Below are 25,405 nucleotides of genomic sequence, written 5' to 3' on the forward strand. Positions count from 1 at the left end.
GAGGCTGAAATGCTCCCCTCTCCCTAACCCTCTCCCCGAAGGGGCGAGGGGACTAATCGGCGTAAGCCGGACAATCGCTCAACAGTTAACGGGCACATAGCCCCCAAAAAAAAAACGGGGCCGGGCATGCTTGACGCACACCCGGCCCCGTTTATCGCCAGCCTGGCAATTCAGCCGACAAGGCCAAACCCAGGCTGGAGGATCAGGCCTGCTTGATCGGGCTGTCCGGGTACCACACATCCATCAACGGGCTGGCGGTGAAATCCACCAGCTCGGCGCGGCCTTTCAGCCAGGCTTCAACCTGGGCACGCTGCTCTTCGTTGACCGAGCCACGCTTGGCCAGGCACACCAAACCGTAGTCGTCGCCGCCCACATAGCCCAGGCCATTGGCGGTCATGGCGTCACGCAGGAACTGCTCGAGGAAGGCATCGATGACGTCCTCGGCCAGGTCGTCCTTGAAGTTCAGGTTCAGCTCAAAACCCAGCTCCTGGAATTCATCCACGCAGAGTTTTTTGCGCAAACGGCGGGAACGGTTAGTAGCCATGGAACAATCCTCAAAAGTGATAACGCCGCGCACTCTAGCAGTTTCGCCACCCGAACGCCCGCTCCGCAGCCAGGCGGACGACCAAACGGGCGGGCACCGGCTGTGCGCCCGTAGTGGCAAAGGTCGGCCCAGCGCCCCGGGGCCAAGAAAAACCCGCGCACCGAGCCCTGCCGACCAGGCAAGCCGCGCAGGCTTGGGGCATAATTGCCAACTTCATCCCAAATCGCGATGGGACCGTTAGCCATGTTTCGCGTCACCCCTATCCCTCAGCTGGAGGGTACCTGCCCATGATCAATACCCTGCGTCGCCTGGCTCTCGGCAGCCTGCTCGCCTCCCTGGCCCTGCCCCTGCACGCCGCCGGCCTGCCGAGCAAGGTCGAGCAATCGCTGAAAGCCAACAAGATCAGCAGCCAATCCCTGTCGCTGGTGACAGTGCCACTCAATGGCCCCGGCAGCAGCACCTTTTTCAACGCCGACATTTCCGTCAACCCGGCCTCCACCATGAAACTGGTGACCACCTATGCGGCGCTCGAACTGCTCGGTCCGACCCACCAGTGGAAAACCGAATTCTTCACCGACGGCCAACTGCAGAATGGCGTGCTCAACGGCAATCTGTACCTCAAGGGCGGCGGCGACCCCAAGCTGAATATGGAAAAGCTCTGGCTGTTGCTGCGCGACCTGCGCGCCAATGGCGTGCAACGGGTGAGCGGTGACCTGGTGCTCGACCGCAGTCACTTCGTGCAGCCGCAGCTGCCCAGCTTCAACGATGACGGCGGCGACGCCAACAAGCCCTTTCTGGTGGCCCCGGACTCGCTGCTGGTCAACCTCAAGGCCCTGCGTTTTATCGCCCGCACCGAGGGCGGCAAGGTGCATATTGTCGCCGAGCCGCCGATTGCCGGTATCCGCATCGACAACCGGGTCAAGGCCCTGCCCGCGGCCAAATGCCCGGGCTGGCCGGATGTGCGTTACAACCCGGTGACCGAGTTCGACGGCACCAACGTGATTGTCAGCGGCCAACTGGCCGAAGGCTGCAGCTCGCAGACCTACCTGGCGCTGCTCGATCACCCCAGCTATGCCGCCGGGGCCATTCGCGCCATCTGGCAGGAACTGGGCGGCAGCATCCAGGGTAAGGACCGCCTGGCCAATGTGCCGAGCAACGCACGCCTGCTGGCCCGGGCCTACTCCCCGGACCTGGTGGAGATCATTCGCGACATCAACAAGTACAGTAACAACACCATGGCCCGGCAGCTGTTCCTCAGCCTGGGGGCACAGTTCCGCGACCCTGCCGACCAGGACGACGGCAAGGCGGCGCAACGGGTGATTCGCGGCTGGCTGGCGCGCAAGGGCATTACCGCCCCGCACCTGGTGATGGAAAACGGCTCCGGCCTGTCCCGCGCCGAGCGTGTCAGCGCCCGGGAAATGGCCAAACTGCTGCAGGCCGCCTGGCAAAGCCCCTACGCCGCCGAGTTTATGAGCTCGCTGCCGCTGGTGGCCATGGACGGCACCATGCGCCGCCGCCTGCACAAGACCCCGCTGGTGGGTCAGGCGCGGATCAAGACCGGGACCCTGAACAACGTGCGCGCCATCGCCGGCTACAGCCGCGACAGCAATGGCAACAGCTGGGCCGTGGTGGCCATCCTCAACGATCCCCGTCCCTGGGGCGCATCGTCGATTCTCGATCAGGTGCTGATCGACCTGTATCGCCAGCCCAAGGTCAGCGCCCAGCGCTGAAAAGCGTTGCAGGCACACCGCGAGCTGCCGCTGCTTGGGTAGGAGCCAGCTTGCTGGCGATCCGGGATAGGTTCAGATCAAAAGCATCGCCTGTAGAAGCGGGCCGTGCCCGCGAAATCCCTCGCGGGCATGGCCCGCTCCTACAAGGCACCTACAAGCCGATAGACGCGAATGCCTCCAGGTCGTAGGGGGGGGGTTAGGCGCGTGCTGCCGATAGCAATGCTCCAGCAAGATTCGTTGCGCCGTAACCCACCACCGGCGCAACACGGGAGATCGCTTGGTGGGTTACGCGGCGCACCACGATCGCGGTGCCTGACCGATCAGCGCTTGGCACCGCTAACCCACCCTACGCTGCTCCGACATTTCATGGCTGGCGCGACACTACTCCAGCTCCTCGCACAACTGCGCCGCGCGCAATAGCGCGGCGGTCAGGCTGTGTCGTTCCCAATCGGTCAGGGCGGCAAAGCGCTGGCGAAATTCCGGCGGCAACAGGCTGGGAGCCTGCTGCACCAGTTCGCGCCCGGCAGCGCTGAGCAGCAGCCATTGCCGGCGGCGGTCCTGATCGTCGCGCTGGCGCTGCAGCAGGCCGCGCTCCTCCAGACGGTCGAGCATGCCCGACAGGGTCGCCGCAGTCAGGCTGACCCGGCCGCTGAGGTCACTGGCGGTCAAGCGTCTCTCGCCGGCCAGCACCTGCAGGATCATCAACTGCATGGGCGTCAGCCCGCCAAAGCGGCTCAGCCGCTTGGCATGCACCTCCCCCGCCTGCTGCAGCCGCCGCAGGGCCTGGAACAGCGGCAGTTCGAAGGCCACGACAGATGACAAATCTATTTCAGTAGAAACTATTTTATCGGTCATAACTGCCTTTTTATCCGACATTAAACTTTGACATGAAAGCATTTATTTGTTTTGGTGTAAAAGGTTCGGCGAGCAGTTCGCAGGCAGCCAGCTGCCCCGTCGAGCCCTCCCCAACGGCAATACCGGTAAGGAACTATGTGCGGAATAGCTGGAGAACTACGTTTTGATCAACGACCGGCCGACCTGGCTGCGGTCGAGCGCATCACCCATCACCTGGCCCCTCGCGGCCCCGACGCCCACGGCTTCCACAGCCAGGGCCCCATCGCCCTCGGCCATCGCCGGCTGAAGATCATGGACCTGGCCGAAGCCTCGGGCCAGCCGATGATCGACAGCGACCTGGGCCTGTCGATGGTATTCAACGGTGCCATCTACAACTACCCGGAACTGCGCCACGAACTGCAGGACCTGGGCTACCGCTTTTTCTCCGACGGCGACACCGAGGTGCTGCTCAAGGGCTATCACGCCTGGGGCACGGCGCTGCTGCCCAAGCTCAACGGCATGTTCGCCTTCGCCGTGTGGGAACGCGACAGCCAACAGCTGTTTATCGCCCGCGACCGCCTCGGGGTCAAACCCCTGTACCTGTCGCGCACCGGCCAGCGCCTGCGCTTCGCGTCCAGCCTGCCGGCCCTGCTGGCCGGCGGCGATATCGGCAAGACCCTGGACCCCATCGCGCTCAACCACTACCTGAACTTCCACGCCGTGGTCCCGGCCCCGCGCACCATCCTCGCCGGCGTGGAGAAACTGCCGCCGGCCAGCTGGATGCGTGTCGACGCCCAGGGTAACTGCGAGCAGCAGACCTGGTGGAACCTGACCTTCGGCCCGCGCCCCGATGAAAGCGGCTACGGCCTGGAAGAATGGCGCGACCAGGTGCTGGACGGCATGCGCCAGGCCGTATCGATCCGCCAGCGCGCCGCAGTGGATGTAGGCGTGCTGCTCTCCGGCGGGGTCGACTCGAGCATGCTGGTGGGCCTGCTGCGCGAGGCTGGGGTGGAAAACCTCTCGACCTTCTCCATCGGCTTCGAGGATGCCGGCGGCGAGCGCGGCGACGAATTCCAGTACTCCGACCTGATCGCCGAACGCTTCGCCACCCGCCACCACCAGCTGCGCATCGGCGAACACGAGATTCTCGAGCAGTTGCCGGCGGCCTTTCGCGCCATGAGCGAGCCGATGGTCAGCCACGACTGCATCGCCTTCTACCTGCTCTCCCGGGAAGTGGCCAAGCACTGCAAGGTGGTGCAGAGCGGCCAGGGGGCCGACGAACTGTTCGCCGGCTACCACTGGTACCCGCTGGTGGATGGCGCGGAGGATGCCTTCGCCGCCTACCGCAGCGCCTTCTTCGACCGCGAGCACGAGGAATACGCCGCCTGCGTGCAGCCCCGCTGGCTGACCAACGATGCAGCCGGCGAGTTCGTTCGCCAGCACTTCGCCCAGCCCGGGGCGAGCGCCGCGGTGGACAAGGCCCTGCGCCTGGACAGCACGGTGATGCTGGTCGACGACCCGGTCAAACGGGTCGACAATATGACCATGGCCTGGGGTCTGGAGGCGCGCACGCCGTTCCTCGACTACCGTTTGGCAGAACTTTCGGCGCGGATTCCGGGCCGTTTCAAACTGCCCGATGGCGGCAAGCATGTGCTCAAGGAAGCGGCGCGCCAGGTGATTCCCAGCGCGGTGATCGATCGGCCCAAGGGCTACTTCCCGGTGCCGGGCCTCAAGCACCTGGAAGGTGCGACCCTGGGCTGGGTACGCGAGCTGCTGCTCGACCCGAGCCAGGATCGCGGCCTGTTCAACCCGGCCATGCTCGATCGCCTGCTGACCGATCCCCATGGCCAACTGACTCCGCTGCGCGGCTCCAAGCTGTGGCAGATGGCGGCGCTCAACCTCTGGTTGAACGAACAGGGGCTGTAGTTCCGCAGGGTGGAAAACCGCGCAGCGTTTTCCACCGCCAAGGTACACCTGCGGGAGCGGCCTTGGCCGCGCAGCGAAAGGCTCGCGTCCAAGACCGCTCCCAGCCAGCCACCCACGACCCGGCCCAGAGACCGGGCGTAGCGATAGAGGACGAGGGACATTCCCATGCGCGCCACTGCCTACAACCAGCGCCTTGTGCGCGGCCAGACACCTTCCTACGAACGCCTACAGGCACGTCTGGCCGAGGACCACAGCGCCCCGCCCAGTCAGCCCAAGGCCGTGCACTGCGGCTGGGGCCGCCTGCTGATCGGCCACACCTACCCGGATGCCATCGAACTGGCCCAGGCCCTGCTCGACGAACGGCCCGGCGAGCGCGACATCGCCCTGTATGTCGCCGCGCCGCAGCAGGTGCTGGCCCAGGCACCGCAGCAACTCTTTCTCGACCCCTCCGATACCCTGCGCCTGTGGTTCAGCGACTACCGCCCGGCGCGCCGTGGCTTTCGCGGCTACCGTATCCGCCGGGCGCAGAACGAGACGGACTGGCAGGCCATCAACTGCCTGTACCGGATGCGCGGCATGCTGCCGATCGACCCGGACAAGCTCACCCCCTACCCCCAGGGCGGCCCCACCTACTGGCTGGCCGAGGACGAAGACAGCGGCGCAGTAATCGGCAGCGTCATGGGCCTCAACCACCACAAGGCCTACAACGACCCGGAAAACGGCAGCAGCCTCTGGTGCCTGGCCGTCGACCCGCGCTGCGCCCGGCCCGGGGTCGGCGAAGTGCTGGTGCGCCACCTGGTCGAACACTCCATGAGCCGCGGCCTGAGCTACCTCGACCTGTCGGTGCTGCATGACAACGGCCAGGCCAAGCAGCTCTACGCCAAGCTGGGCTTTCGCGAACTGCAGACCTTCAGCATCAAGCGCAAGAACGGCATCAACCAGACCCTGTTCATCGGCCCCGGCCCCCATGCCGAGATGAACCCCTATGCGCGGATCATCGTCGATGAGGCGTTGCGCCGCGGCATCGAGGTGCAGGTCGACGATGCCGAAGCCGGCCTGTTCACCCTGAGCCATGGCGGCCGACGAATTCGCTGCCGCGAGTCGCTGAGCGACCTGACCAGCGCGGTGAGCATGACCCTGTGCCAGGACAAGCGCCTGACCCACCGCGCCCTGGCCCGCGCCGGCCTGAGCCTGCCGGCGCAGCGCCTGGCCGGCAGCGCCGAGGAGAATGCCGCCTTCCTCGCCGAACACGGCAGCCTGGTGGTCAAGCCGGTGGACGGCGAACAGGGCCAGGGGGTGGCGGTGGACCTGCGCACGCCCCTGGACGTGCAGGACGCCATCGAGCGCGCCCGCACCTTCGACAGCCGGGTACTGCTGGAAAGCTTTCACGAAGGCTGCGACCTGCGCATCCTGGTGATCGGCTTCGCGGTGGTGGCCGCGGCCATCCGCCGGCCGGCGCAAGTGGTGGGCGACGGCCGGCACAGCATCGGCGACCTGATCGACGCCCAGAGCCGCCGACGCCAGGCCGCCACCGGCGGCGAAAGCCGCATTCCCAAGGACGCCGAAACCCTGCGCACCCTGCATGCCGCCGGCGTCGACTACGCCAGCATCCTGCCCGCCGGACAGCGCCTGGCCGTGCGCAAGACCGCCAACCTGCACACCGGCGGCAGCCTGGAAGATGTCACCGACATTCTCCATCCGACGCTGGCCGATGCCGCGGTCAAGGCCGCCCGCGCCCTGGATATCCCCGTGGTCGGCCTCGACCTGCTGGTACCGGCAGCCGATCGGCCCGAATACGTGTTTATCGAAGCCAACGAACGCGCCGGCCTGGCCAACCATCAGCCGCAACCCACCGCCGAGCGCTTTATCGACCTGCTGTTTCCCCTTAGCCAGGTGGATTGAACCATCATCACCGCCGCGATACGCGGCGCAACCCGGGTCGCTACCCGCCCGGGTCGCTACCCGCCCGGGTTGCGCCAAGGCTGATCAGGGCCAGCACTGTGTAGGGTGGATCGGGGCGCGTAGCTGACGCCTTCTCGTCCAGCATGGCGATTTGGTGGATGGATAAAGCGTCATCCCCCCCTACGAGATCGCAGGCCGCCCAGACAATTTTCGCCAGGAGACCTTGTATGCAGAAACTCCCCGAACCCGACCTCGAGTACCTGCAGCGGGTGCTGCTGGAGATGCTCGCCATCCCCAGCCCCACCGGCTTCACCGACACCATCGTGCGCTATGTCGCCGAGCGCCTGGAGGAGATCGGCATCCCCTTCGAGATGACCCGCCGCGGCACCATTCGCGGCACCCTCAAGGGCAAGCAGAACAGCCCGGACCGCGCGGTGTCGGCGCACCTGGACACCATCGGTGCCATCGTCCGCACCCTGCAGGACAACGGCCGCCTGGGCCTGGCCCCGGTCGGCCATTGGTCGAGCCGCTTCGCCGAAGGCAGCCGGGTCAGCGTGTTCACCGACCACGGGGTGATTCGCGGCAGCGTATTGCCGCTGATGGCCTCGGGGCATGCCTTCAATACCGAGGTGGATAACCTGCCAATCAGCTGGGACCACGTCGAACTGCGCCTGGACGCCTACAGCACCACCCGCGCCGACTGCGAATCCTTAGGCATCTCGGTGGGCGACTTCGTGGCCTTCGACCCGTTGCCGGAGTTCACCGAAAGCGGCCATATCAGCGCCCGCCACCTCGACGACAAGGCCGGTGTCGCCGCCCTGCTCGCCGCGCTCAAGGCCATCCAGGAGAGCGGCCTGGAGCCGGCCATCGACTGCCACCCGCTGTTCACCATCACCGAGGAAGTCGGCTCCGGAGCCGCTGCCGCCCTGCCCTGGGACGTCAGCGAGTTCGTCGGCATCGATATCGCCCCGGTCGCCCCGGGCCAGCAATCCAGCGAACACACGGTCAGCGTGGCGATGCAGGACTCCGGCGGGCCCTACGACTATCACCTGTCGCGTCAACTGCTGCGCCTGGCCGGCGAACATGACATCCCGGTGCGCCGCGACCTGTTCCGCTACTACCACAGCGATGCGCAATCGGCCGTCACCGCCGGCCATGATATCCGCACCGCCCTGCTGGCCTTCGGTTGCGACGCCACCCATGGCTACGAACGCACCCATATCGACAGCCTCAAGGCCCTCAGCAGCCTGCTCGCCGCCTACCTGCTCAGCCCGCCGGTATTCGCCAGCGACGCCCAACCGGCCCAGGGTTCCCTGGAACGTTTCAGCCACCAACTGGAGCACGACGCACAGATGGAGAGCGACACCCGCGTACCCACCGTGGATAGCCTGCTCGGCCACCGCGATCAGGACGCTTGAAGGGCAGCGCGCATCCGGGCAAAGTGGCTGCACCAGGAGCCTGTCGAATTCGACACCGTCCTACTGCGAAAAAGCCTGATCCGGTGATTTTTCACGCTCTTTTTCGTTGAACTGGGCGACCATTCGCCGCAAAAGAGTGTAAAACCCGCCTCAAGCCGGACGTTTCCTCGCGAAGGACGGTCGTAGTCCGCCAGGCCCCTGGAATTGGCTGAGCACGGCCCCCAATAAGAACCAAGAGGTTTGCGGATGCCTCATATCTGGCTTGCGCTGCTGTTGCTCTGGTTATGCGGCCCCGCCTGGGCACTGCAACCTGCGCTGCTCGACAGCGACGACCTGCGCCTCTCCCTGGGGCCGGCCATGGGTTACCTGGAAGATCCCGAGGGTAGCCTGACCCTGGAACAGGTCGGCCAGCTGGACGATCGGCGTTTTACGCCGGTCGCGGGGGAGCACGCCAACCTCGGCAAGAACGACTCGATCTGGTGGTTCAAGGTGCAGCTGGATAACCGCCTGGCAAACGACCTGAGCGGTTACCTGGAAGTCAATTACCCGCTGCTCGACCATCTGCAGCTCTACCTGGCTGGCCCCGACGGCAACTGGCAGACGCAGGAGAGCGGCGACCACTACGCCTTCTCCCAGCGCCCGGTGCAGGTGCGTAACTTCTGGTTTCCGGTCGAGCTGGCACCCGGCAGCAGCACCCTGTTGATCCGCGTGGAAACCACCAGCACGGTCTTCGTGCCGCTGTTCTTCAGCACCTACCACGCCAGCGCCGCCGCCCAGGAAAATCTGATGGGCATCAACGGGGCCTTCTACGGCGTGCTGTTCGCCATGTTCTGCTACAACCTGTTCCTGTTTCTCTCGCTGCGCGAGGCGGCCTACTTCTGGTACCTGGTGTACAGCTTCAATATCGGCCTGTTCGCCGCCAGCTTCGACGGCATGCTGTTCAAGCTGCTGCCCGAGCATATCGGCCTGCAGTCGGTGAGCATCTATATCCTGATGTACATTCACTGCCTCACCGCCACCCAGTTCAGCCGCCACTTCCTGCACACCCAGCAGTATTTTCCGCGCCTGGATCTGGGCCTGCGCCTGTTTATGCTGCTGGTCGGCGGTTGCCTGGTGTCGGTACCACTGATCGGTCTGCAGGCCTGGAACATCCTCGCCAGCCTCACCGTCCTGGCGGTGTCCCTGGTGCTGCTGCTCAGCGGGGCCTACGTCTGGCGCAAGGGCCTGCGCTATGGTTCCTACTACATCCTCGCCTGGGGCATTCTGCTGGCCTCCTTTATCGTCGCCACGTCCGGTTCCCTGGGCCTCGAACTGCTCGGCCTGTATGGCGATGCGGTGGTCAAGGTCGGCGTGACCATCGAGCTGATCACCCTGTCGATCGGCCTGGCCGACCGCATCAATATGCTCAAGGAAGAAGGCTTCCAGTCGCGCCGCGCCGCCGAACAGGCGGAGATCGAGAACCTGGCCAAGAGCCGCTTCCTGGCCAAGATGAGCCACGAGATCCGCACCCCGCTCAACGGCGTGCTGGGCATGCTGCAACTGCTCAAGGAAACCCCGCTGGATCGCAGCCAGCGCTTCTATGTCGACACCATATCCAGCTCGGGAAGCTCACTGATGGCCGTGATCAACGATATCCTCGACTACGCCCGCATCGAATCCGGCAAGCTCAGCCTGGAGCATATCGACTTCGATCTGGAAGAACTGATTTCAGACACCCTCAGCCTGTTCACCGGGCAGGCCCTGGACAAGCGCCTGCGCCTCTATATCAGCCTGGAGGCGGGGGTACCGCGGCGCATCCAGGGCGACCCGACCCGGCTCAAGCAGGTGCTGATGAACCTGCTGAGCAATGCCCTGAAATTCACCGCCGAGGGCCATGTATCGCTCAACGTCTCGTGGCGCAGCGATTCCCAGGGCAACCCCCACCTGATCTTCGCCATCAGCGACAGCGGTATCGGCATCAGCGATCAGGCCCTGACCCAGCTGTTCGAGTCCTTCGCCCAGGGCGACTCCAGCACCACCCGACGCTACGGCGGCAGCGGCCTGGGCCTGGCCATCAGCAAGGAACTGGTGGAAATGATGGGCGGCCGCATCGAGGTACAGAGCACCCCGGGCCAGGGCACCCGCTTCGCCTTCGACATCCCCCAGGCCAACGAGGAACAGGCTGTCGACCCGCTCTGCGAGCTGCTCAAGGGGCGTACCGCCCTGCTCACCTCCCTCGACGGCCTGGGCCTGGACGCCCTCAGCCGCCTGCTCGGGCGCTGGGGCATGCGCACCGAACGCTGTCAGAACCCGGAAAGCCTGCACGGCTACCTGGAGGATTTCGCCGCACCGCCGTTGCTGGTGCTGATGGCCCCCTGGCCCGGCAGCCCCCAGCACTGGCTGGACGCCCTGCGCCCCCTGCTGCACCCCGGCCAGCGCATCCTGCTGCTCAGCTCCCCCGAGCAGTGCCAGCAGCAGCCCGGCAGTGCCGGCCTGCGCCTGCTCAGCCTGGCTCAGCCCCTGGCCGTCACGGCGCTGCGCGGGGCCCTGCAGGAACTCTATGAAGAGCAGCGCAGCCCGGAGATCCGCCCCCTGCCGCAGGCACGCCACGACAGCGGCGGCGCGCCCTGCATCCTGGTCGCCGAAGACAACCCGGTTAACCAGCTGGTGGTCCAGGGCTTTCTTAAAAAGCGCGGCTATAACGTGCGCCTGGTCACCAACGGCCTGGCCGCGGTCAATGAATACCAACGTGACCCGAACGCCACGCAGCTGATCCTGATGGACTGCGAGATGCCGGAAATGGACGGTTTCGAAGCCACCCGACAGATCCGCCGCATCGAGCGTCAGCATAATCTGCCCGCGGTGCCCATCGTCGCGCTGACCGCGCATATCCTCGACGAACACCGCCAGCACGGCAGCGACGCCGGCATGAACGACTTCCTCGGCAAGCCGCTGGACAGCGCCCGCCTCTACAGCACCCTGGAGCGCTTTCTCCAGCAACCCTCGGCGGACACGGCGCTGTAGCGGCAAGCCCGACAGAGCTTTGGCCATATCCCACTAGGCTGTCGCGTTCAGCTATCGGCACCTGAGAGGTCGCCGGACCGTAGGGTGCGCCGTGCGCACCAGGAATCCGTAGCCCGCACTGGTGCGCACGGCGGCACCCTACCCATGACCGGGCCTGTAGACAGACCCTAGCCACGCCTAACCGGTGTATACGCTGAACCGCCTCCAGCCGGCTAACCATGGCCAGACGGGCCGGCGCGCGTTAGCATCGCCGCTGCGTTCTGGAGAACTGACCGTGCTGATCCCTTTTCACCTGCTCGAAGCCGATACCCTGACCCGCCTGATCGAGGACTTCGTCACCCGCGACGGCACCGACAACGGCGATGAAACCCCGCTGCACACCCGCATCGAACGCGTGCGCCATGCCCTGGGCAAAGGCCAGGCGGTGATCGTCTTCGATCCGGACAGCCAGCAATGCCAGCTGGCACTCAGGCGCGATGTACCCAAAGAATGGCTGGAGGAGCTCGCCGAATAGCGGCGCTTATTCGGGGCCACTGCTGGCAATGGCTCCTCGGCTGGGGCAAGGAAAATTCGTAGGGTGGGTTAGCCGCCTGCCGCCATTGCCAAGCATCACGCCATTCGGGACGCGGCGTAACCCACCATCGGCGCAACGCACACCATGGTCTGGTGGGTTACGCGTCGCACCACTGTCATGTAGGGATTCTCGGTCGGTGTTGCGCGCTGCTAACCCGCCCTACAAAAGCTGCGTGCAAGACGGAACCTCTACTACGCCCCACGCAGACCGCCTTCGCGCTCCCAGGCGCAGCGCACGCGCAACTCACCCTCGTCGGGGCTGTGAAAACCGTTGTCCGACTCCCAGCGAAAGGTGTGGGTACCGTTCAACTCGGTTTCCAGGTGCACCACCGCACTGGCCCAGTACAGGCGCTTGAGCAAGGCCTCGAACTGCTTGATCCACAGGCTCCACTCGTACTCAACGGTGCGGTAGCTGGCCCCGAAGTGGATCACCTGAGTCTGGTACAGGGCATCCCCCGGCTGCTGACAGCAGGCGAACATTTCCCGGCCGAGAAAGCTCCAGGCATCGCCAGCCGGCAACTGGTCGAGCACCTGCTGGTTGATCTCGCGGCGCAGGCGGCTCTCCGCTGGACTGTCCGACGGCCAGTCACGGATGCAGCCATAAACGATGGACTCGGACTCCACATCGCCACTCCAAAAAAACCAGGCTGCCTTCTATCACAGCCCCACTGAGCAAGGAAGGAACTGCCGCTAAATAAGCGAAATAGCCGGCTGCAGCACGCCCCCAGTCAAGCCGGTGCGCACGGCGCACCCTAGGGGAGCGCTGGCCGCACACCTCATGTAGGGTGCGCCGCGCGCACCGGGGCAGCCCCGATCCACCGACATGGTGCGCCCCTCAACGCGAAGCGCGCGTAGGCCGTTCGCGGCCCATGATCCAGGCCAGCAGGCTCATCACTACCGCCAGGCTGGTCAGCACCATAAAGGGCAGCTGGTAGTTGCCGGCCAGATCCCGGGCCAACCCCGTCAGCACCGGCGTCAGGCAGGCTAGGCTGTAGCCGACGAACAGCATCATGGCGGTCCAGCGGCTGACCGCCAAGGGCGAGCCGGCTTCATACAGCGGCAACACCAGGGACAGGGCGAAGGAGCCGCCCAGGCCCAGGCCGATAGTGACCGCCCACAGCTCCGGCAGGAAGGTCGGCGCGAAGGTGATCATCCCCAGGCTCAGGGAGGACAGCAGCCCGCAGCCCAGGAGCAGCAGATAGCGATTGTCGAAACGCTGAGCCAACCACGGCATCAGAAAGGAACCGGGCAAGCCCATCAGCATCGACAGACTGAACAGGCTGTTGCTGTGCATCAGGCTCAGCCCGGCCTCGTGATAGCGCGCCACCGCCCAGGTCGCCAGGGCGTAGAACAACCCGGCCTGCAAGGCAAAAAAACCACTGATCAGCCAGGCCCTGGGCTGTCGCCACGGCAGACCGGCATTGCCCTCCGCGGCATCCGCCGCCTCGATCCGGTTCGGCAGGCACAGCCACAGCAGCAGGCCCAGCAAGGCCGGTACGGCCCAGACCGCCAGGCCACGGGCCCAGTCATCCCCCAGCAGCTGGGTAGCCGGCGCAGTCAACACCGCGCCCCCTGCCCCGCCAACGGCCATGCTCAGGGAATACCAGCCCACCACACTGCCCATGCTGGCCATAAAATAGCGCTTGATAAAGCCCGACAGCAGTGGCCCGGCCACCGCAATGGCCGCCCCCAGCAGCACCGCGCTCCCGATCAGGATCAGGCTGTTATGCCCCGCCAGGCGCAGCAGCAACGCCAGCGCGATTACCCCCATGCACAGGGCCAGGGTGCGCTCCAGGCCGATGCGCAACGCCAGGCGCGGGGCCAGCGGGGCCAGCAGCCCCATGCACAGGACGGGCAGCGCCGTGGTCAGGCTGATCAGGCTGCGGCTCAAGGCCAGCTCTGCGGCGATACGCTCGATCAGCGGAGCCAGGGAGGTGATGCCGGGGCGCAGATTGATCGCCGCCAGAATCAGGGCCAGCAACAGCATGGCCCGCGGGAAAGGTTTCACAGAAGATCCATCGGTTTCGCGGCCAGGCCGACATGACGGCAAACCCTAACGCCCGGACCTGCGGCAGGCAAGCCCGGGGCGCAATAAAGCTGACCGATAAATCAACTAACCGTCACGACTCAGCCCTGCTTGGGTTTTACCGCGCGCATCTTGTCGGCCATGGCGGTCATTTCGTTGTACAGCAGCTGCGGGTTCTTCTGCTTCAGCGCCCAGGCCATGCGGCCCTGCTCATGGGGCAGAATCATAAACTCGCCCTTGGCGATTTCCTGGTAGATGTAATCGGCAATATCGCTGGCACTGATCGGCGAGCTCTCGAGCAGCTTGCCCACCTGCGCCTTCATCGCCGGAGTCGGGCCGCGGAAGGAGTCGAGCAGATTGGTCTGGAAGAACGACGGGCACACCACATGCACGCCCACCTCCAGCAGCTTCAGCTCAATCAGCAGGCTTTCCGACAACGCCACCACGCCGGCCTTGGCCACGTTGTAGTTGCTCATGGCCGGGCCCTGCATCAGCGCCGCCATGGAGGCGACGTTGACGATCTTGCCCTTGCTCTTCTCCAGCAACGGCAGAAAGGCCTTGCAGCCCTTGACCACGCCCATCAGGTTGATCGCGATCTGCCAATCCCAGTCTTCCAGCGACAGCTCGCTGAAGAAGCCGCCCGACGCCACGCCGGCATTGTTGACGATCACATCGATACCGCCGAAGCGCTCTTCGCAGGCCTGGGCCAGCGCCGTCAGCTGACTGTAATCGCGTACATCGCAACGCTGGGTAAAGCCATCGCCGCCAGCGGCACGGACCAACTGCAGGGTCTCGACCAGGCCCGACTCATTGACATCGGAAAGCGCCAGCTGCCAGCCCTCACGCGCCCACCGCAGAGCGATTTCGCGACCCAAACCCGAACCCGCGCCGGTAATCATCATGCGATTTTGCATATAAAGGCTGCCTTGTTGTGCTGTGGTAGATGGGCCCAGTGTAGCGAAGGAATTATCCCGCCCCATGCTCCATCAACTTTATGAATGACGGCATAGCACCAGCCGCGGAGCGGCAAGCCATACCACGCGCCCGCCCCCAGGAGGCGGGTAAAACTGAAGGCCAGGTGCAAATGTCGCAAAGAGGTAGGAGCACGCCATGGGGGCGAATCGCCGGCATGGCGGAGTGCCGCCCAGCGGAGTGCCGCCCAGCCGCTCCTACAACCCGATGGCTAACGGCACATGGGACTCATGCTCTGTGACACGACACTAGTCGCGCCGCCTGCTTTTGCGTCGCAGCAACAGCCGGGCATAAATCAGCACATTGAACAGCAGCACCAAAGCCCCCAGCCACAGTTGCACCTGCGGCGTAAGCCCCGCCGGGTAGATGATCGGCATCAGGTAATGCTCGACGAAACCGCCGGCATAGCCCGCCTGCCCGGCCGCCTGGCGCAGACTGTTCTCCAGGGGCGTCAGCGGGCACTGCAGGTGCAACACCTCCACCGTCACGCCCCACAGCGCCGCCGGCACATGCAGCCAGACCAGGCGATACCAGCGCCACACCAGCAGACCGCCGAACAGCACAAAGACAATAAACAGCAGATGAACTAGCAGCACGGCATCCGCAGCCAGCAACACAAGCATCGCAACGCCCTTCCCGATTCGACCAACCGCCCACAGGGTACCGCCACCACCGCGCAATCACAGCACCCGCGACTTGCGCATAAAGGGGGCCAGGTGTGAGCCGTAGTCCGAACAAGCGCAGCGCAGGCCGGGAACGGGATGTGAGCAGAGGCAGGTAGTGTTCCCCGAGTTGTGCCAGGGCACCGAGAACGGCGTAGGGTGGATGACGCCTTTCTCATCCACCATGGCGCTTTGGCGGATAAATAAAGTGCCATTGGACTCATAAGTGCAGCCCACAAAAAATGCCGTTCACTTGGCTTAAGTGAACGGCATTAGGGGAAGTAACCGGTCTTTCGATAAACGCTCAGCAGCGTCAGTTAATACTCAGCTTGTCGCGATTCTTTTCCAGAATCGCAGCCCCGATGCCTTTGACTTCAAGCAACTCGTCCACCGAGGCAAAGTTACCGTGCGCCTCGCGGTAAGCCACGATGGCCTCCGCCTTGACCTGGCCAATGCCCAGCAACTCGCGTTGCAGGGTGGCGGCGTCAGCGGTATTGAGGTTGACCATGGCAGCAGTGGCGACCTGAACGGCTTCGCCCGGGCTGGCTGGTTTCGAGGACACCTCGGCCGCCGAAACCACCAGCGACATCGAGGCAAGCAGGGCAAACAGCAGGGAAGAGAGTTTCAGTTTCAACATGGCTAGAGTCCTTTCGTGCGTTGGTATTTCGAGACGCGGGGCTCCTGCTCCGCGTTTTCTCAAAACTAGCCGCTGTTGGAAAACTGTCAAATAACCACTGCAAAAAAATTGATTCAGCCTCTATAAATAACGAACGGCTGCAGCAACTACTGCCCCGCCAGCTCCAGCAAAACCGCACGCAGTTCCGTGCGCCAATCGGCAGGCGTTATCTGCTGGGCCTGCTGCAGGCGACTGCAGTCCATCACCGACCATGCCGGGCGCTTCGCCGGCGTGGGGTATTGCGCCGTGCTGATGCCATGCACCACAGGCACCCGCGGCAGCATGCCCAGCTCGTGCGCCTGGGCAAAGATCTCTTGCGCGAACGCCTGCCAACTGCAAGCCGGCAGGCCGCTGTAGTGATAGAGCCCCCACTGCAAGGTACCCCTATCGCGGTACTGCTGGGACAGGGCCCAGAGGGCGCAGGCGATACTCGCCGCCGAGGTCGGACAGCCCTGCTGATCGGCCACCACAGACAGCTCATCACGCTCACGCCCCAGGCGAAGCATGGTCTTGACGAAGTTGTTGCCATGCGCACCGAACACCCAGCTGGTGCGCAGGATCATATAGCGACTGCAGCCCTCCATCAGCGCCAACTCACCGGCCAGCTTGCTCGCGCCGTACACTCCGGTGGGGGCGGTTGCATCCTGTTCGCCATAGGGGGCGGTGGCATCCCCGGAAAAAACATAATCGGTAGATATATGCAACAACGGAATTTCTGACCGTTGCGCCGCTTGCGCCAGATTGGCAACCCCGTCGCGGTTCACTGCGTAGGCCCGTTGCAGCTCGCTCTCGGCAGTGTCCACAGCGGTGTAGGCCGCAGCATTGATGATCAGCTGCGGCTGCACCCGGTCGACCACCGCCGCTACTTGCGCCGCATCGGCAATATCCAGCTCTGCCGAGTCCAGACCTATCGCCTCGAACCCAGCAGGCACCAGACGCATCAGCTCATGACCGACCTGGCCATAAGCGCCGGTAATCAATACGCGCATACAAAGGTCTCAATACTGTGAAAATATCGAGCGCAATACCGCAGCCAAGGTTTGGCAACCCGTAGGGTGTCACTCGCCGCAGGCAGTGCACCATGATTTATCGTCGCGGCATAAGCAGGCGGCTTGTCGCTACGCTCCTGAATGGTCGCCGTCCCGAGCCGCCCTAGATCCTGTCACCGCCATCTACCGACGTGCACATTCAACCCCCTCGCCCCTTGGGGAGAGGGCTGGGGTGAGGGGGAAGATGCCAGGTTCGACAGCATATTCCCACCAACAGCAAACATCCCCTCAGGGTTCTAGCTGCTTAGCCTGTCGCACTTGCCCTTCAGCGCCTTTACTAACGAATCAGATCACGCAACCCAGAGTGGCGCATGTCCTTGGCGGACAACTGCGGCTCGCTGATTGGCCAGGGGATATTCACATCCGGGTCATTCCAGATCAGCCCGCCCTCATCTTCCGGGAAGTACAGCTCGGAGCATTTGTAGTGGTAGTCCGCCACCTCGCTCAGCACACAGAAGCCATGGGCATAGCCAGGCGGCACCCAGAGTTGACGGTGGTTCTCGTCGTTCAGCTCCACCCCCACGAACTGACCGCAGCTCGGCGATTTCGGGTCGATATCCACGGCCACGTCATACACGGCACCGCGGCTAACGCTGACCAGCTTGCCCTGGGGGCGACTGCGCTGGAAATGCAAACCACGCAAGACTCCGCGCTGCGAGCGCGAATGGTTGTCCTGGACAAAAGGCAAATCGATTCCCGCCTGACGATAGCGCTCGACCTGAAAAGACTCGAGGAAAAAACCGCGATGATCGCCGAACACCTCAGGCTCGATAATCAACACACCGGGCAACCGAGTCTCGATAACTTTCATTGTGTCACCTTCTGCGCCAATAAGGAGAGCAGATACTGCCCATAACCGTTCTTGCCCAGGGCGCTGGCCTGCCGCTGCAACTGCTCGGCCGAAAGCCAGCCCTGCTGATAGGCGATTTCTTCCAGACAAGCCACCTTCAGGCCCTGACGCGCTTCGATGGTGTGGACAAAGTAGCCGGCATCCATCAGCGAGTCATGGGTGCCGGTATCCAGCCAGGCGAAACCACGGCCAAGCAAGCTGACATGCAAATCGCCGCGCTGCAGGTAGGCGTTGTTCACATCGGTGATTTCCAGCTCGCCGCGATGGGACGGTTTTTTTACTTACGCTGATTGGCGTACTCGGCGTCGACAACGCTCATCTGCTTCAGCGAACAACTCAGCGAGTAAAATCTAGGTGTTTTGCCAAAATCAGGAAGCGGTTTCAAACAACCGACGCTGCACTATCCAACCTACGGTGATGTCCCACACCCAGTAAGATACCCACAGGGAACCAGAACAGCACCCAGTATGGGCTTGGACGATGGAAGATCGCATAGACATCCGAAACCATGGCCACCATCGCCAACACTAACAACGCCAAGCCGAGGCGCGCCAAAGGCTCAGCCCTACACTGCCAGCCCTTCCATAACAGGCTTAGTAACAGCAAGATAAAAAGACCAAAACCAGCGATGCCGTACTCGTACCAAAGTTGCAAATAGAGGCTGTGGGCATGCAGAAAACCATGACTGGAATTTGGGAAATTAAATATTAAATCCGCCCCTGCCCCTGTACCCATTAACCAAAACTCTGGAAGGCGCTCAACCCAGTTACCCCAGATAAGATCACGGCCGCTTACACCGATCTTTCGCTCATGCTGAATTTCAGGCCAGAACAAACCGACAGCGGCAATCACCACTAAGCAACTCAGCCCTATCAAGGCTCGTGACTTGATATTTGGGAACAGCAGCAACGCGACTAAACACCCCGCAGCAGTAGCAAACCAGGCACCACGGGAAGCCGTGAACAACACATAGGTCAGCAGCCCCGACATACCCATGACCAATAACGCAGCCTGCCAAGCGCGCACCTTTAATCCGACCAAGAGATAAGTCAGAAGAACCGCGAACACACCATAATAGAGGCCGGCGATAATAGGGTTTTTCAGATCTGCCATCCCCCGCCACCCCAACTCATGTAGCCGAGCATGGCGTAGCGCCTTATATCCCACCGGCTTATCCAAAACACCGAATTGGTAATAGAGCGTCAGCCAGGCAAATACAACGGCTACAGCCACCACAACCACCAGCAACCAAGTAAAGGCTCTTTCATGCCTGACCAGACTGACCACAGCGAAGACGTAGAGCAGAATCAGCAGTACTATCTTCAGCCAGTAAACAGCCCCACTATTGGAGCCGGGGTTAAATAAACCACTCAATAGCACCCAAGCCAGCAGGCACAAAAAGAACACGCCTGGAGCCTGACGCCAGGTATGCCAAGAAAAGCGCTGCCAGAGCAGCAGAACCAATGCAGGGACGAATAGCAACAAATAGGTCTGCGTTGCATAGCGACTGCCATCGCTGTTGAACAGCAATCCTGTCAACTGCACAAACAACCCCAACGCTAAAACCACCAGCCAAGCCTTGGGTAACGCCGCATCAGGGGCCATCAATCGCTGAGTAAAACGCACAAATATTCCTTCTAATTCCCTGACACCAAACAATCCGGCATACACGCTGTATACGCTCATGCCGGTGGCCTGACTCATGATAATTTTTCTCGGCCAAGCCGCTGTTCACCGGGGGCCACCAAGTTTATAGATCCGCCAACGAACACCGAAGATCGCAGGCAAGCCGGCCCTCATCAAACAAGAAATAACTCGTTGCTTTATATAGAAATTAAATCTGCACAAAGACCTGTAGGAGCGGGCCATGCCCGCGAAACGCATCGCGCCCATGGGACTGGGCGTCGCCGCACAGGTACCCACAACCCCAGTTTGCTGCGCGCCAGAGCGACGTCTGGACGGAGGGGGATCTCCTACAGAATGCTATCGGAACTATTTCGTCGGCATCGGTGATTCTAAGGCCCGCGGTGCAACCGCGACCTACGGTTCAATCCGTCGCTGCTGATGGATCCAATCGACGATCTCCCCCTCCGGTGCGTAGCCGCTCACCGATTCGCGCAGCAGTTGACGCACACGATCGTAGTCATCTTGTTCCACCGCGCTGAGCAAATCGGCCAAAACCTTCTTGAAAGCCTCCCAAGACAAACACTCTTCATTAGCCCGCATAATCATCGGGTGATCGGTCGGGCTGACGTTATCGCCGATCAGCAGCTCCTCATACAATTTCTCACCGGGACGCAAGCCACTGAACTCAACCGCGATATCGCCATGTGGGTTCTTGCTCGATCGCACACTAAGACCACTGAGGTGGATCATCTTCTCCGCCAACTCGACAATCTTTACCGGCTGGCCCATATCCAGCACGAACACATCACCGCCCTGCCCCATAGCCCCCGCCTGAATCACCAACTGCGCGGCTTCGGGGATGGTCATAAAATAACGAGTGATATTCGGATGAGTAACGGTGACCGGCCCGCCCTTGCGGATCTGCTCATGGAAAAGCGGAATAACCGAGCCAGACGACCCCAGCACATTGCCGAAACGCACCATAGTGAAACGGGTTTTGTTGACCCGATGCACGGACTCGCCATCACGGAACAACACAGGTGCCGACTCACGGCTCAATGCCTGCAGAACCATTTCAGCCAGGCGCTTGGTACTGCCCATCACATTGGTCGGACGCACAGCCTTGTCAGTGGAAATCAGCACAAAATGTTCAACTCCAGCCTTTACTGCCGCCTGGGCAGTAAAGGTTGAGCCCAACAGATTATTCAGAACCCCCTCGGCAATATTGTGTTCAACCATCGGCACATGCTTGTAAGCCGCTGCGTGATAAACCGTGTTTACCTTCCAGGTCCGCATAACATCGAACAGGCGACCGGCGTTGCGAATCGACCCCAAGATCGGCACTAGCCGCACAGGCAGTGACTCACGCCGAATGCACCGCTCAAGTTCGCTATGAATACTGTAAAGATTGAATTCGCTGTGCTCGAACAACAACAAGGTGGTCGGTCCACTCGCGAATATCTGCCGACACAACTCCGAACCTATGGAGCCACCGGCTCCCGTCACCATCACCACCTGACCGCGGATACAGCGCTCAAACAGGGCCTGTTGCGGCGGCACCGCATCGCGACCGAGCAGGTCGGCAATATCCACTTCCTGTACATCGTCGACCTTGACCCGACCACTGGCCAAGTCCATAAAACCCGGCACGCTACGCACGTGCAAGGGGTACTGTTCAAGGTTCTCCAGCACCTCTCGCCGCCTTGAACGCGAGGCTGACGGAATGGCCAGCAGTATCTCCTCGGCCCCCGTCTCATTGATCATTTGCTGAATATGCTTGGGGGTATAAACCCGTAGCCCGGCGATCACTCGATTGGCAATACCAGAGTCATCGTCGATAAAGGCAACAGGTCGCATCCCCCGACCAAGCCGTAGAGCTGCGGCCAACTGGTTACCGGCCGCGCCAGCGCCGTATATCGCAACTTTCGGCAACCCCTCATCACGCCCCTGAAGACGATAGGGTTTATCCGACGAATACCAATCACCCATAAAATACTGGCGCATCATCAGGCGTAAGCCGCCGATCATTACCAGGCTTAGCCACCAGTAGTTAAACACCATAGAGCGAGGAATCAGTTTGGGCGCACCCTGATGCCAGTAAACCGCCAAAGCTAAAATCAAGGCCGATAGCGAAACGGCCTTGACAATCGCGATCAAGGCATCATTGCCAAAGTAACGCATCACCGCGCGATACATACCAAAACGGACAAATAAAGGAATCGCGATCAGCGGGGCAGTAACAAACAACCAGGCATGCCCAGCAAAGGGCTCGATGCTTCGTGCATCCCCCAGGCGTACGACAAATGCCAGCCACAGCGCCGCCCAAACCAGTACCACATCCATTGCAACCTGCATCAATCGCTTGTGGCGGCGAGGCAACTTGACCAGACGGCTACGCAAATTTTCAGCAAGTCTTAACACAACAACACCTCAATCCTTGGAGCATAAAAAACGGCGAGGCAGCGCGCGCCCGCAAGGTAAACAAAAGACAGGCCTACACCAGTAACGCACCCGTGCAAGGGCAGTGAGTCAGACGCAGTGTACGTGTTGTATATGGGCCTGACGCGCATCGCTTGCCCTTCGGGCCGCACTAAAACGCGTCAGCCACGCGTAGGGTGCGCCATGCGCACCATGCCCCATGGCCCATGGCCCATGGCCCAGGCAATTGCGCACGACGCACACTAACCATTGCTACGCCTGTAGACAGACCGTTAAGCAAGACGCCTTATGCAACACCTAACGCTGTGCAGAGCCATTTTTAATGGCCATGTCCCAATAGCCCGTTGCGTTCTGCCATCACCGCTGAGTATTGAGATAGCCAGGACCCGTAGGGTGCGCCGTGCGCACCAGTGATTCGCTGCCCGAGTTGGTGCGCATGGCGCACCCTACCCATTGGCGCGTCTGCTAGAAGGGCTCAGGCCTGAACTTCCCATGCAACACATAATTGGGACAAAGCCATTTTTAACGCCGTATCGACAAAACGGGCAGCTTATCACCCGGCAGCTAAACCCTGCGCATCAGTCTGCAATATCGTTCCCGGCGCACATACCACTCCGTCGCCGACTACAACCTGATACCCCGCGCTACAGCCTGCCTGTAGCCAGGCCCGAGAACCAATTTTCACCCCACCGGCCAACTGAACACCAACCCCGAGATGGGCAAAGTCACCAAGGCTGGCATCGTGATCGACGGTCGCATGAGCATTAACGATAGCGCCCTCGCCAATCGTCGCGTCGACACCCACCATCGCCAGCGCCATAACCGCCGTACCCGCGCCTATAACAGCGGCAGCACTCACGCAGGCGCAGGGATGCACCACCGTTACCAGAGGCAGCCCAGCTGCATGAACGGCCTTGACCCACTGTTCGCGCACGGCATTATTGCCAACCGCAGCAATCGCACCCGCCACCTGGACCTCCAGCGCCGCCAACTCTGCGACATCGGACACAACCGGCCAGCCAAAGGTTTCGCGCAACACCGGCCAACGGTCATCGGCAAAAGCGATCCGCTGCCATTCGCCACTCAGCAACGCCGCTTCTGCAACCGCCTTGCCGTGCCCGCCCGCGCCGATGATCAGTAATGTCTTCTCGCTCACGCCCGCGCCTCCAGCTCGCCGGCATTGTATTTCACAGCCAGCCCCAGCAACGGCACATAAGCGATCAGCAACCCCAACAAACCGTCTACCCCGCCCAGCCCTACCCAAAGCGCAATAGGCAACAACCACAGAATATTGATACCGCCTACCACCAGCGTCACCGGCAAATGCCGACCAAACCGGCGCGAAGCGTACTGGTAGGCATGGCTGCGATGAGCCTCATACACCTTGTCGCCCCGCAACAAGCGGCGCAGCAAGGTAAAGGTGGCATCGACGATAAACACCCCAAGCAGAATCAACCAACTCCACAGCAACTGCGGCGCTACCCAGGCCGCTTGCAGAGACAGCACGCCTAGAGTGATGCCGAGAAAACCACTGCCGGCATCACCCATAAAGATTCGGGCCGGAGGGAAGTTCCAGAACAGAAACCCCGCAACGGCCGCCGCCAATAGCAAAGGCGCAACGATTTCCGTAGGTTGGGTTGAGCCTGCGATACCCAACAAGCTGTACAACAAGGCACCACCCAAACACACACAAATAGCCTCGACACTGGCAATGCCATCGATGCCATCCATGAAGTTATACAAATTCAGCAGCCATACCAAATACACAGCCGCCAGCCCATGACCAATCCAACCCAGCTCCAAAACAAAACCGAATACCTCAACTGGCGGCAAACCACCTAGCCAGAACAATGCCCAGATAGCGGCGGCAAAGTGACCTAACAAGCGCCAGCGTGCCGCGATATGACCGTGATCATCGAGAAACCCCAATACGGCGATCCCCGCACCAGCCCCCAACAACGCCCAGGCCAAAGGCCAGGCGACCAGGCCCAGACCTGCCATCGCCGGCAGAGCCAGCAAAAAGCTCACGACAATCGCCACCCCACCACCACGCGGCGTCGGCACCGAGTGCGAACTACGCGCATTAGGGATATCCATCAGGCTGCGGGCCAGGGCGTAACGGCGCAACGCACCAGTCAAAAAAAGCGAAACACCGGCCACTACCGGCAATAACCACCAGATACTCATTTGCTTTGCTGTTCCAGAAAATGCTTGGCCGTCTTGCGCAGCGCTTCGTCGACGCTGACCGGCGGTGTCCAGTTGAGTAGTTCACGTGTCTTGCTGATATCGACCTGCAGCGAGCCACACAGGCGTTGTGAGAGTGCTTGTTTGCCGAGCACCGCTGCACCCGCTTCGAGCATCCAGCTAGGTACCGGCAACAAGCGCGCGGGCCTGCCTAAGGCAACGCCCATTCTGCGTAACAACTCAGTGGTAGAAAGATCTTCGCCATCGCTGACCAAAAAGGTCTGATTGGCGGCGGCGGGATGATCGATACAGGTCACAATCAAATCAATCAGGTTATCCAGGGCAACCAGGCTGCGCCGGTTATGGATAGCCCCAAACGGCAAAGGCACGCCCTTGTAAAGCCAGCGCATCATGCTTAGAAAATTAGCCTTGACACCCACTCCATAGATAAGCACAGAACGGATAATAACGACTTCAAGCCCTGTTTCGCGACTTATCTCAAGTAATCCTTGTTCTGCTTTCCATTTTGAAATCGCATAGGGATCCGTGGGCACGGGCTCAATGTCGGCGATAAACGACTGATTAAGAAGCGTCTGCTCCCCATGTACCTTGATGGTACTCAAAAAGACAAACCGCTTTACTCCAGCCTCCGCGGCCTGCTTAGCCAAGGCCAACGTTGCGGCTGCATTTACCCTGTCCAAGCATGGCAGTACTTCCTGGAAACGACGGCCTTGCGCATGAGCAATAGCGGCGGTATGCACCACCACCTCAACACCAGCCAATAGACTGCTCCAATCCGTCGACTCTGTGATGCTTCCCACCGCTACATCTTGCGATGTGGGAACTGCATCCGCAGGAAAGCGCCGATATGCACAACAAAGCGTGTAATCCGCATTGGAAAGCAGTGACTGACGCAAGGCCTGCCCAACAAATCCGCCAGCTCCGGTTAATAGTAGTCGCACTTTTTATTCTCAGAGTGGGCGCAAACATG

The 25,405-nt window shown here is 61.9% G+C and carries 19 protein-coding genes and 2 pseudogenes; 6 read left to right on the forward strand and 15 right to left on the reverse strand.

Translation table 11 applies throughout. The features are described from left to right. Positions 1–202 precede the first annotated feature (202 nt). On the reverse strand, positions 203–544 hold the full coding sequence (locus AACY13_RS12580) for a YggL family protein (protein ID WP_339461926.1): 342 nt from the start codon (positions 542–544) through the stop codon (positions 203–205). A 287-nt stretch (positions 545–831) separates the two neighbouring features. Here AACY13_RS12580 and dacB point away from each other — a divergent pair, with 287 nt between their 5' ends. Beyond that, entirely contained in the window at positions 832–2,274 is a 1,443-nt protein-coding gene (gene dacB / locus AACY13_RS12585) for a D-alanyl-D-alanine carboxypeptidase/D-alanyl-D-alanine endopeptidase (protein WP_339461927.1), read from the forward strand. A 381-nt stretch (positions 2,275–2,655) separates the two neighbouring features. Here dacB and AACY13_RS12590 read toward each other — a convergent pair whose 3' ends face one another. Then, entirely contained in the window at positions 2,656–3,129 is a 474-nt protein-coding gene (locus AACY13_RS12590; RefSeq protein WP_339461928.1) for a MarR family winged helix-turn-helix transcriptional regulator, read from the reverse strand. A 135-nt stretch (positions 3,130–3,264) separates the two neighbouring features. Between AACY13_RS12590 and AACY13_RS12595 the strand changes: the two genes are divergently transcribed. From AACY13_RS12595 to AACY13_RS12615, 5 genes and pseudogenes are all read left to right on the forward strand, one after another. After that, complete coding sequence (locus AACY13_RS12595; protein ID WP_339461929.1) at positions 3,265–5,034, forward strand: N-acetylglutaminylglutamine amidotransferase; 1,770 nt, start codon at positions 3,265–3,267, stop codon at positions 5,032–5,034. 143 nt (positions 5,035–5,177) lie between these two features. Continuing rightward, positions 5,178–6,936, forward strand: a pseudogene (ngg, locus tag AACY13_RS12600) (N-acetylglutaminylglutamine synthetase). A 227-nt stretch (positions 6,937–7,163) separates the two neighbouring features. Further along, positions 7,164–8,354 (forward strand): osmoprotectant NAGGN system M42 family peptidase, encoded by a 1,191-nt coding sequence (locus AACY13_RS12605; RefSeq protein ID WP_339461930.1) that lies wholly within the window; start codon positions 7,164–7,166, stop codon positions 8,352–8,354. Positions 8,355–8,600: 246 nt separating this feature from the next. Next, positions 8,601–11,357: a 7TM diverse intracellular signaling domain-containing protein gene (locus AACY13_RS12610; protein ID WP_339461931.1), complete on the forward strand. Its 2,757-nt coding sequence runs from the start codon at positions 8,601–8,603 to the stop codon at positions 11,355–11,357. A gap of 274 nt (positions 11,358–11,631) precedes the next feature. Next, on the forward strand, positions 11,632–11,871 hold the full coding sequence (locus AACY13_RS12615; RefSeq protein ID WP_339461932.1) for a YheU family protein: 240 nt from the start codon (positions 11,632–11,634) through the stop codon (positions 11,869–11,871). Positions 11,872–12,122: 251 nt separating this feature from the next. On the opposite strand, the gene AACY13_RS12620 is transcribed toward AACY13_RS12615, so the two are convergent. The 13 genes and pseudogenes from AACY13_RS12620 to AACY13_RS12680 all read right to left on the reverse strand — a co-directional run bounded on the left by AACY13_RS12620 (position 12,123) and on the right by AACY13_RS12680 (position 25,376). Further along, entirely contained in the window at positions 12,123–12,554 is a 432-nt protein-coding gene (locus AACY13_RS12620; protein ID WP_339461933.1) for a hypothetical protein, read from the reverse strand. A 211-nt stretch (positions 12,555–12,765) separates the two neighbouring features. Beyond that, positions 12,766–13,938 carry an MFS transporter gene (locus AACY13_RS12625; protein WP_339461934.1) on the reverse strand — a complete coding sequence of 391 codons (1,173 nt, stop codon included), beginning with the start codon at positions 13,936–13,938 and terminating at the stop codon, positions 12,766–12,768. A gap of 119 nt (positions 13,939–14,057) precedes the next feature. Beyond that, complete coding sequence (locus AACY13_RS12630; RefSeq protein ID WP_339461935.1) at positions 14,058–14,870, reverse strand: SDR family oxidoreductase; 813 nt, start codon at positions 14,868–14,870, stop codon at positions 14,058–14,060. A gap of 306 nt (positions 14,871–15,176) precedes the next feature. Continuing rightward, positions 15,177–15,551, reverse strand: a complete 375-nt coding sequence (locus AACY13_RS12635; RefSeq protein WP_339461936.1) for a DUF2784 domain-containing protein — start codon at positions 15,549–15,551, stop codon at positions 15,177–15,179. A gap of 352 nt (positions 15,552–15,903) precedes the next feature. Further along, positions 15,904–16,227: a ComEA family DNA-binding protein gene (locus AACY13_RS12640; RefSeq protein WP_339461937.1), complete on the reverse strand. Its 324-nt coding sequence runs from the start codon at positions 16,225–16,227 to the stop codon at positions 15,904–15,906. A gap of 146 nt (positions 16,228–16,373) precedes the next feature. Further along, entirely contained in the window at positions 16,374–17,255 is an 882-nt protein-coding gene (rfbD, locus tag AACY13_RS12645; protein ID WP_339461938.1) for a dTDP-4-dehydrorhamnose reductase, read from the reverse strand. Positions 17,256–17,592: 337 nt separating this feature from the next. Continuing rightward, on the reverse strand, positions 17,593–18,126 hold the full coding sequence (gene rfbC, locus AACY13_RS12650) for a dTDP-4-dehydrorhamnose 3,5-epimerase (RefSeq protein WP_339461939.1): 534 nt from the start codon (positions 18,124–18,126) through the stop codon (positions 17,593–17,595). Continuing rightward, a pseudogene (locus AACY13_RS12655) lies at positions 18,123–18,440 on the reverse strand (sugar phosphate nucleotidyltransferase); the annotation flags it as partial. The gene rfbC and the pseudogene AACY13_RS12655, both read right to left, overlap by 4 nt. A 106-nt stretch (positions 18,441–18,546) precedes the next feature. Further along, positions 18,547–19,869, reverse strand: coding sequence for an O-antigen ligase family protein (locus AACY13_RS12660; RefSeq protein ID WP_339461940.1), 1,323 nt, complete (start codon positions 19,867–19,869; stop codon positions 18,547–18,549). A 336-nt stretch (positions 19,870–20,205) separates the two neighbouring features. Beyond that, positions 20,206–22,146, reverse strand: a complete 1,941-nt coding sequence (locus AACY13_RS12665; RefSeq protein WP_339462341.1) for a polysaccharide biosynthesis protein — start codon at positions 22,144–22,146, stop codon at positions 20,206–20,208. A gap of 637 nt (positions 22,147–22,783) precedes the next feature. After that, positions 22,784–23,386: an acetyltransferase gene (locus tag AACY13_RS12670; protein WP_339461941.1), complete on the reverse strand. Its 603-nt coding sequence runs from the start codon at positions 23,384–23,386 to the stop codon at positions 22,784–22,786. Further along, on the reverse strand, positions 23,383–24,417 hold the full coding sequence (locus tag AACY13_RS12675; RefSeq protein ID WP_339461942.1) for an MraY family glycosyltransferase: 1,035 nt from the start codon (positions 24,415–24,417) through the stop codon (positions 23,383–23,385). Before AACY13_RS12675 ends, AACY13_RS12670 begins: the two co-directional genes overlap by 4 nt. Then, a complete protein-coding gene (locus AACY13_RS12680) occupies positions 24,414–25,376 on the reverse strand; it encodes a UDP-glucose 4-epimerase family protein (protein WP_339461943.1) in 963 nt (320 codons plus the stop codon). The genes AACY13_RS12675 and AACY13_RS12680 overlap by 4 nt, the downstream gene beginning before the upstream one ends. Between the last annotated feature and the right edge of the window lie 29 nt (positions 25,377–25,405).

The organism is Pseudomonas sp. EA_105y_Pfl2_R69 (assembly GCF_963970915.1).
In the GTDB taxonomy this organism is placed as follows: domain Bacteria; phylum Pseudomonadota; class Gammaproteobacteria; order Pseudomonadales; family Pseudomonadaceae; genus Aquipseudomonas.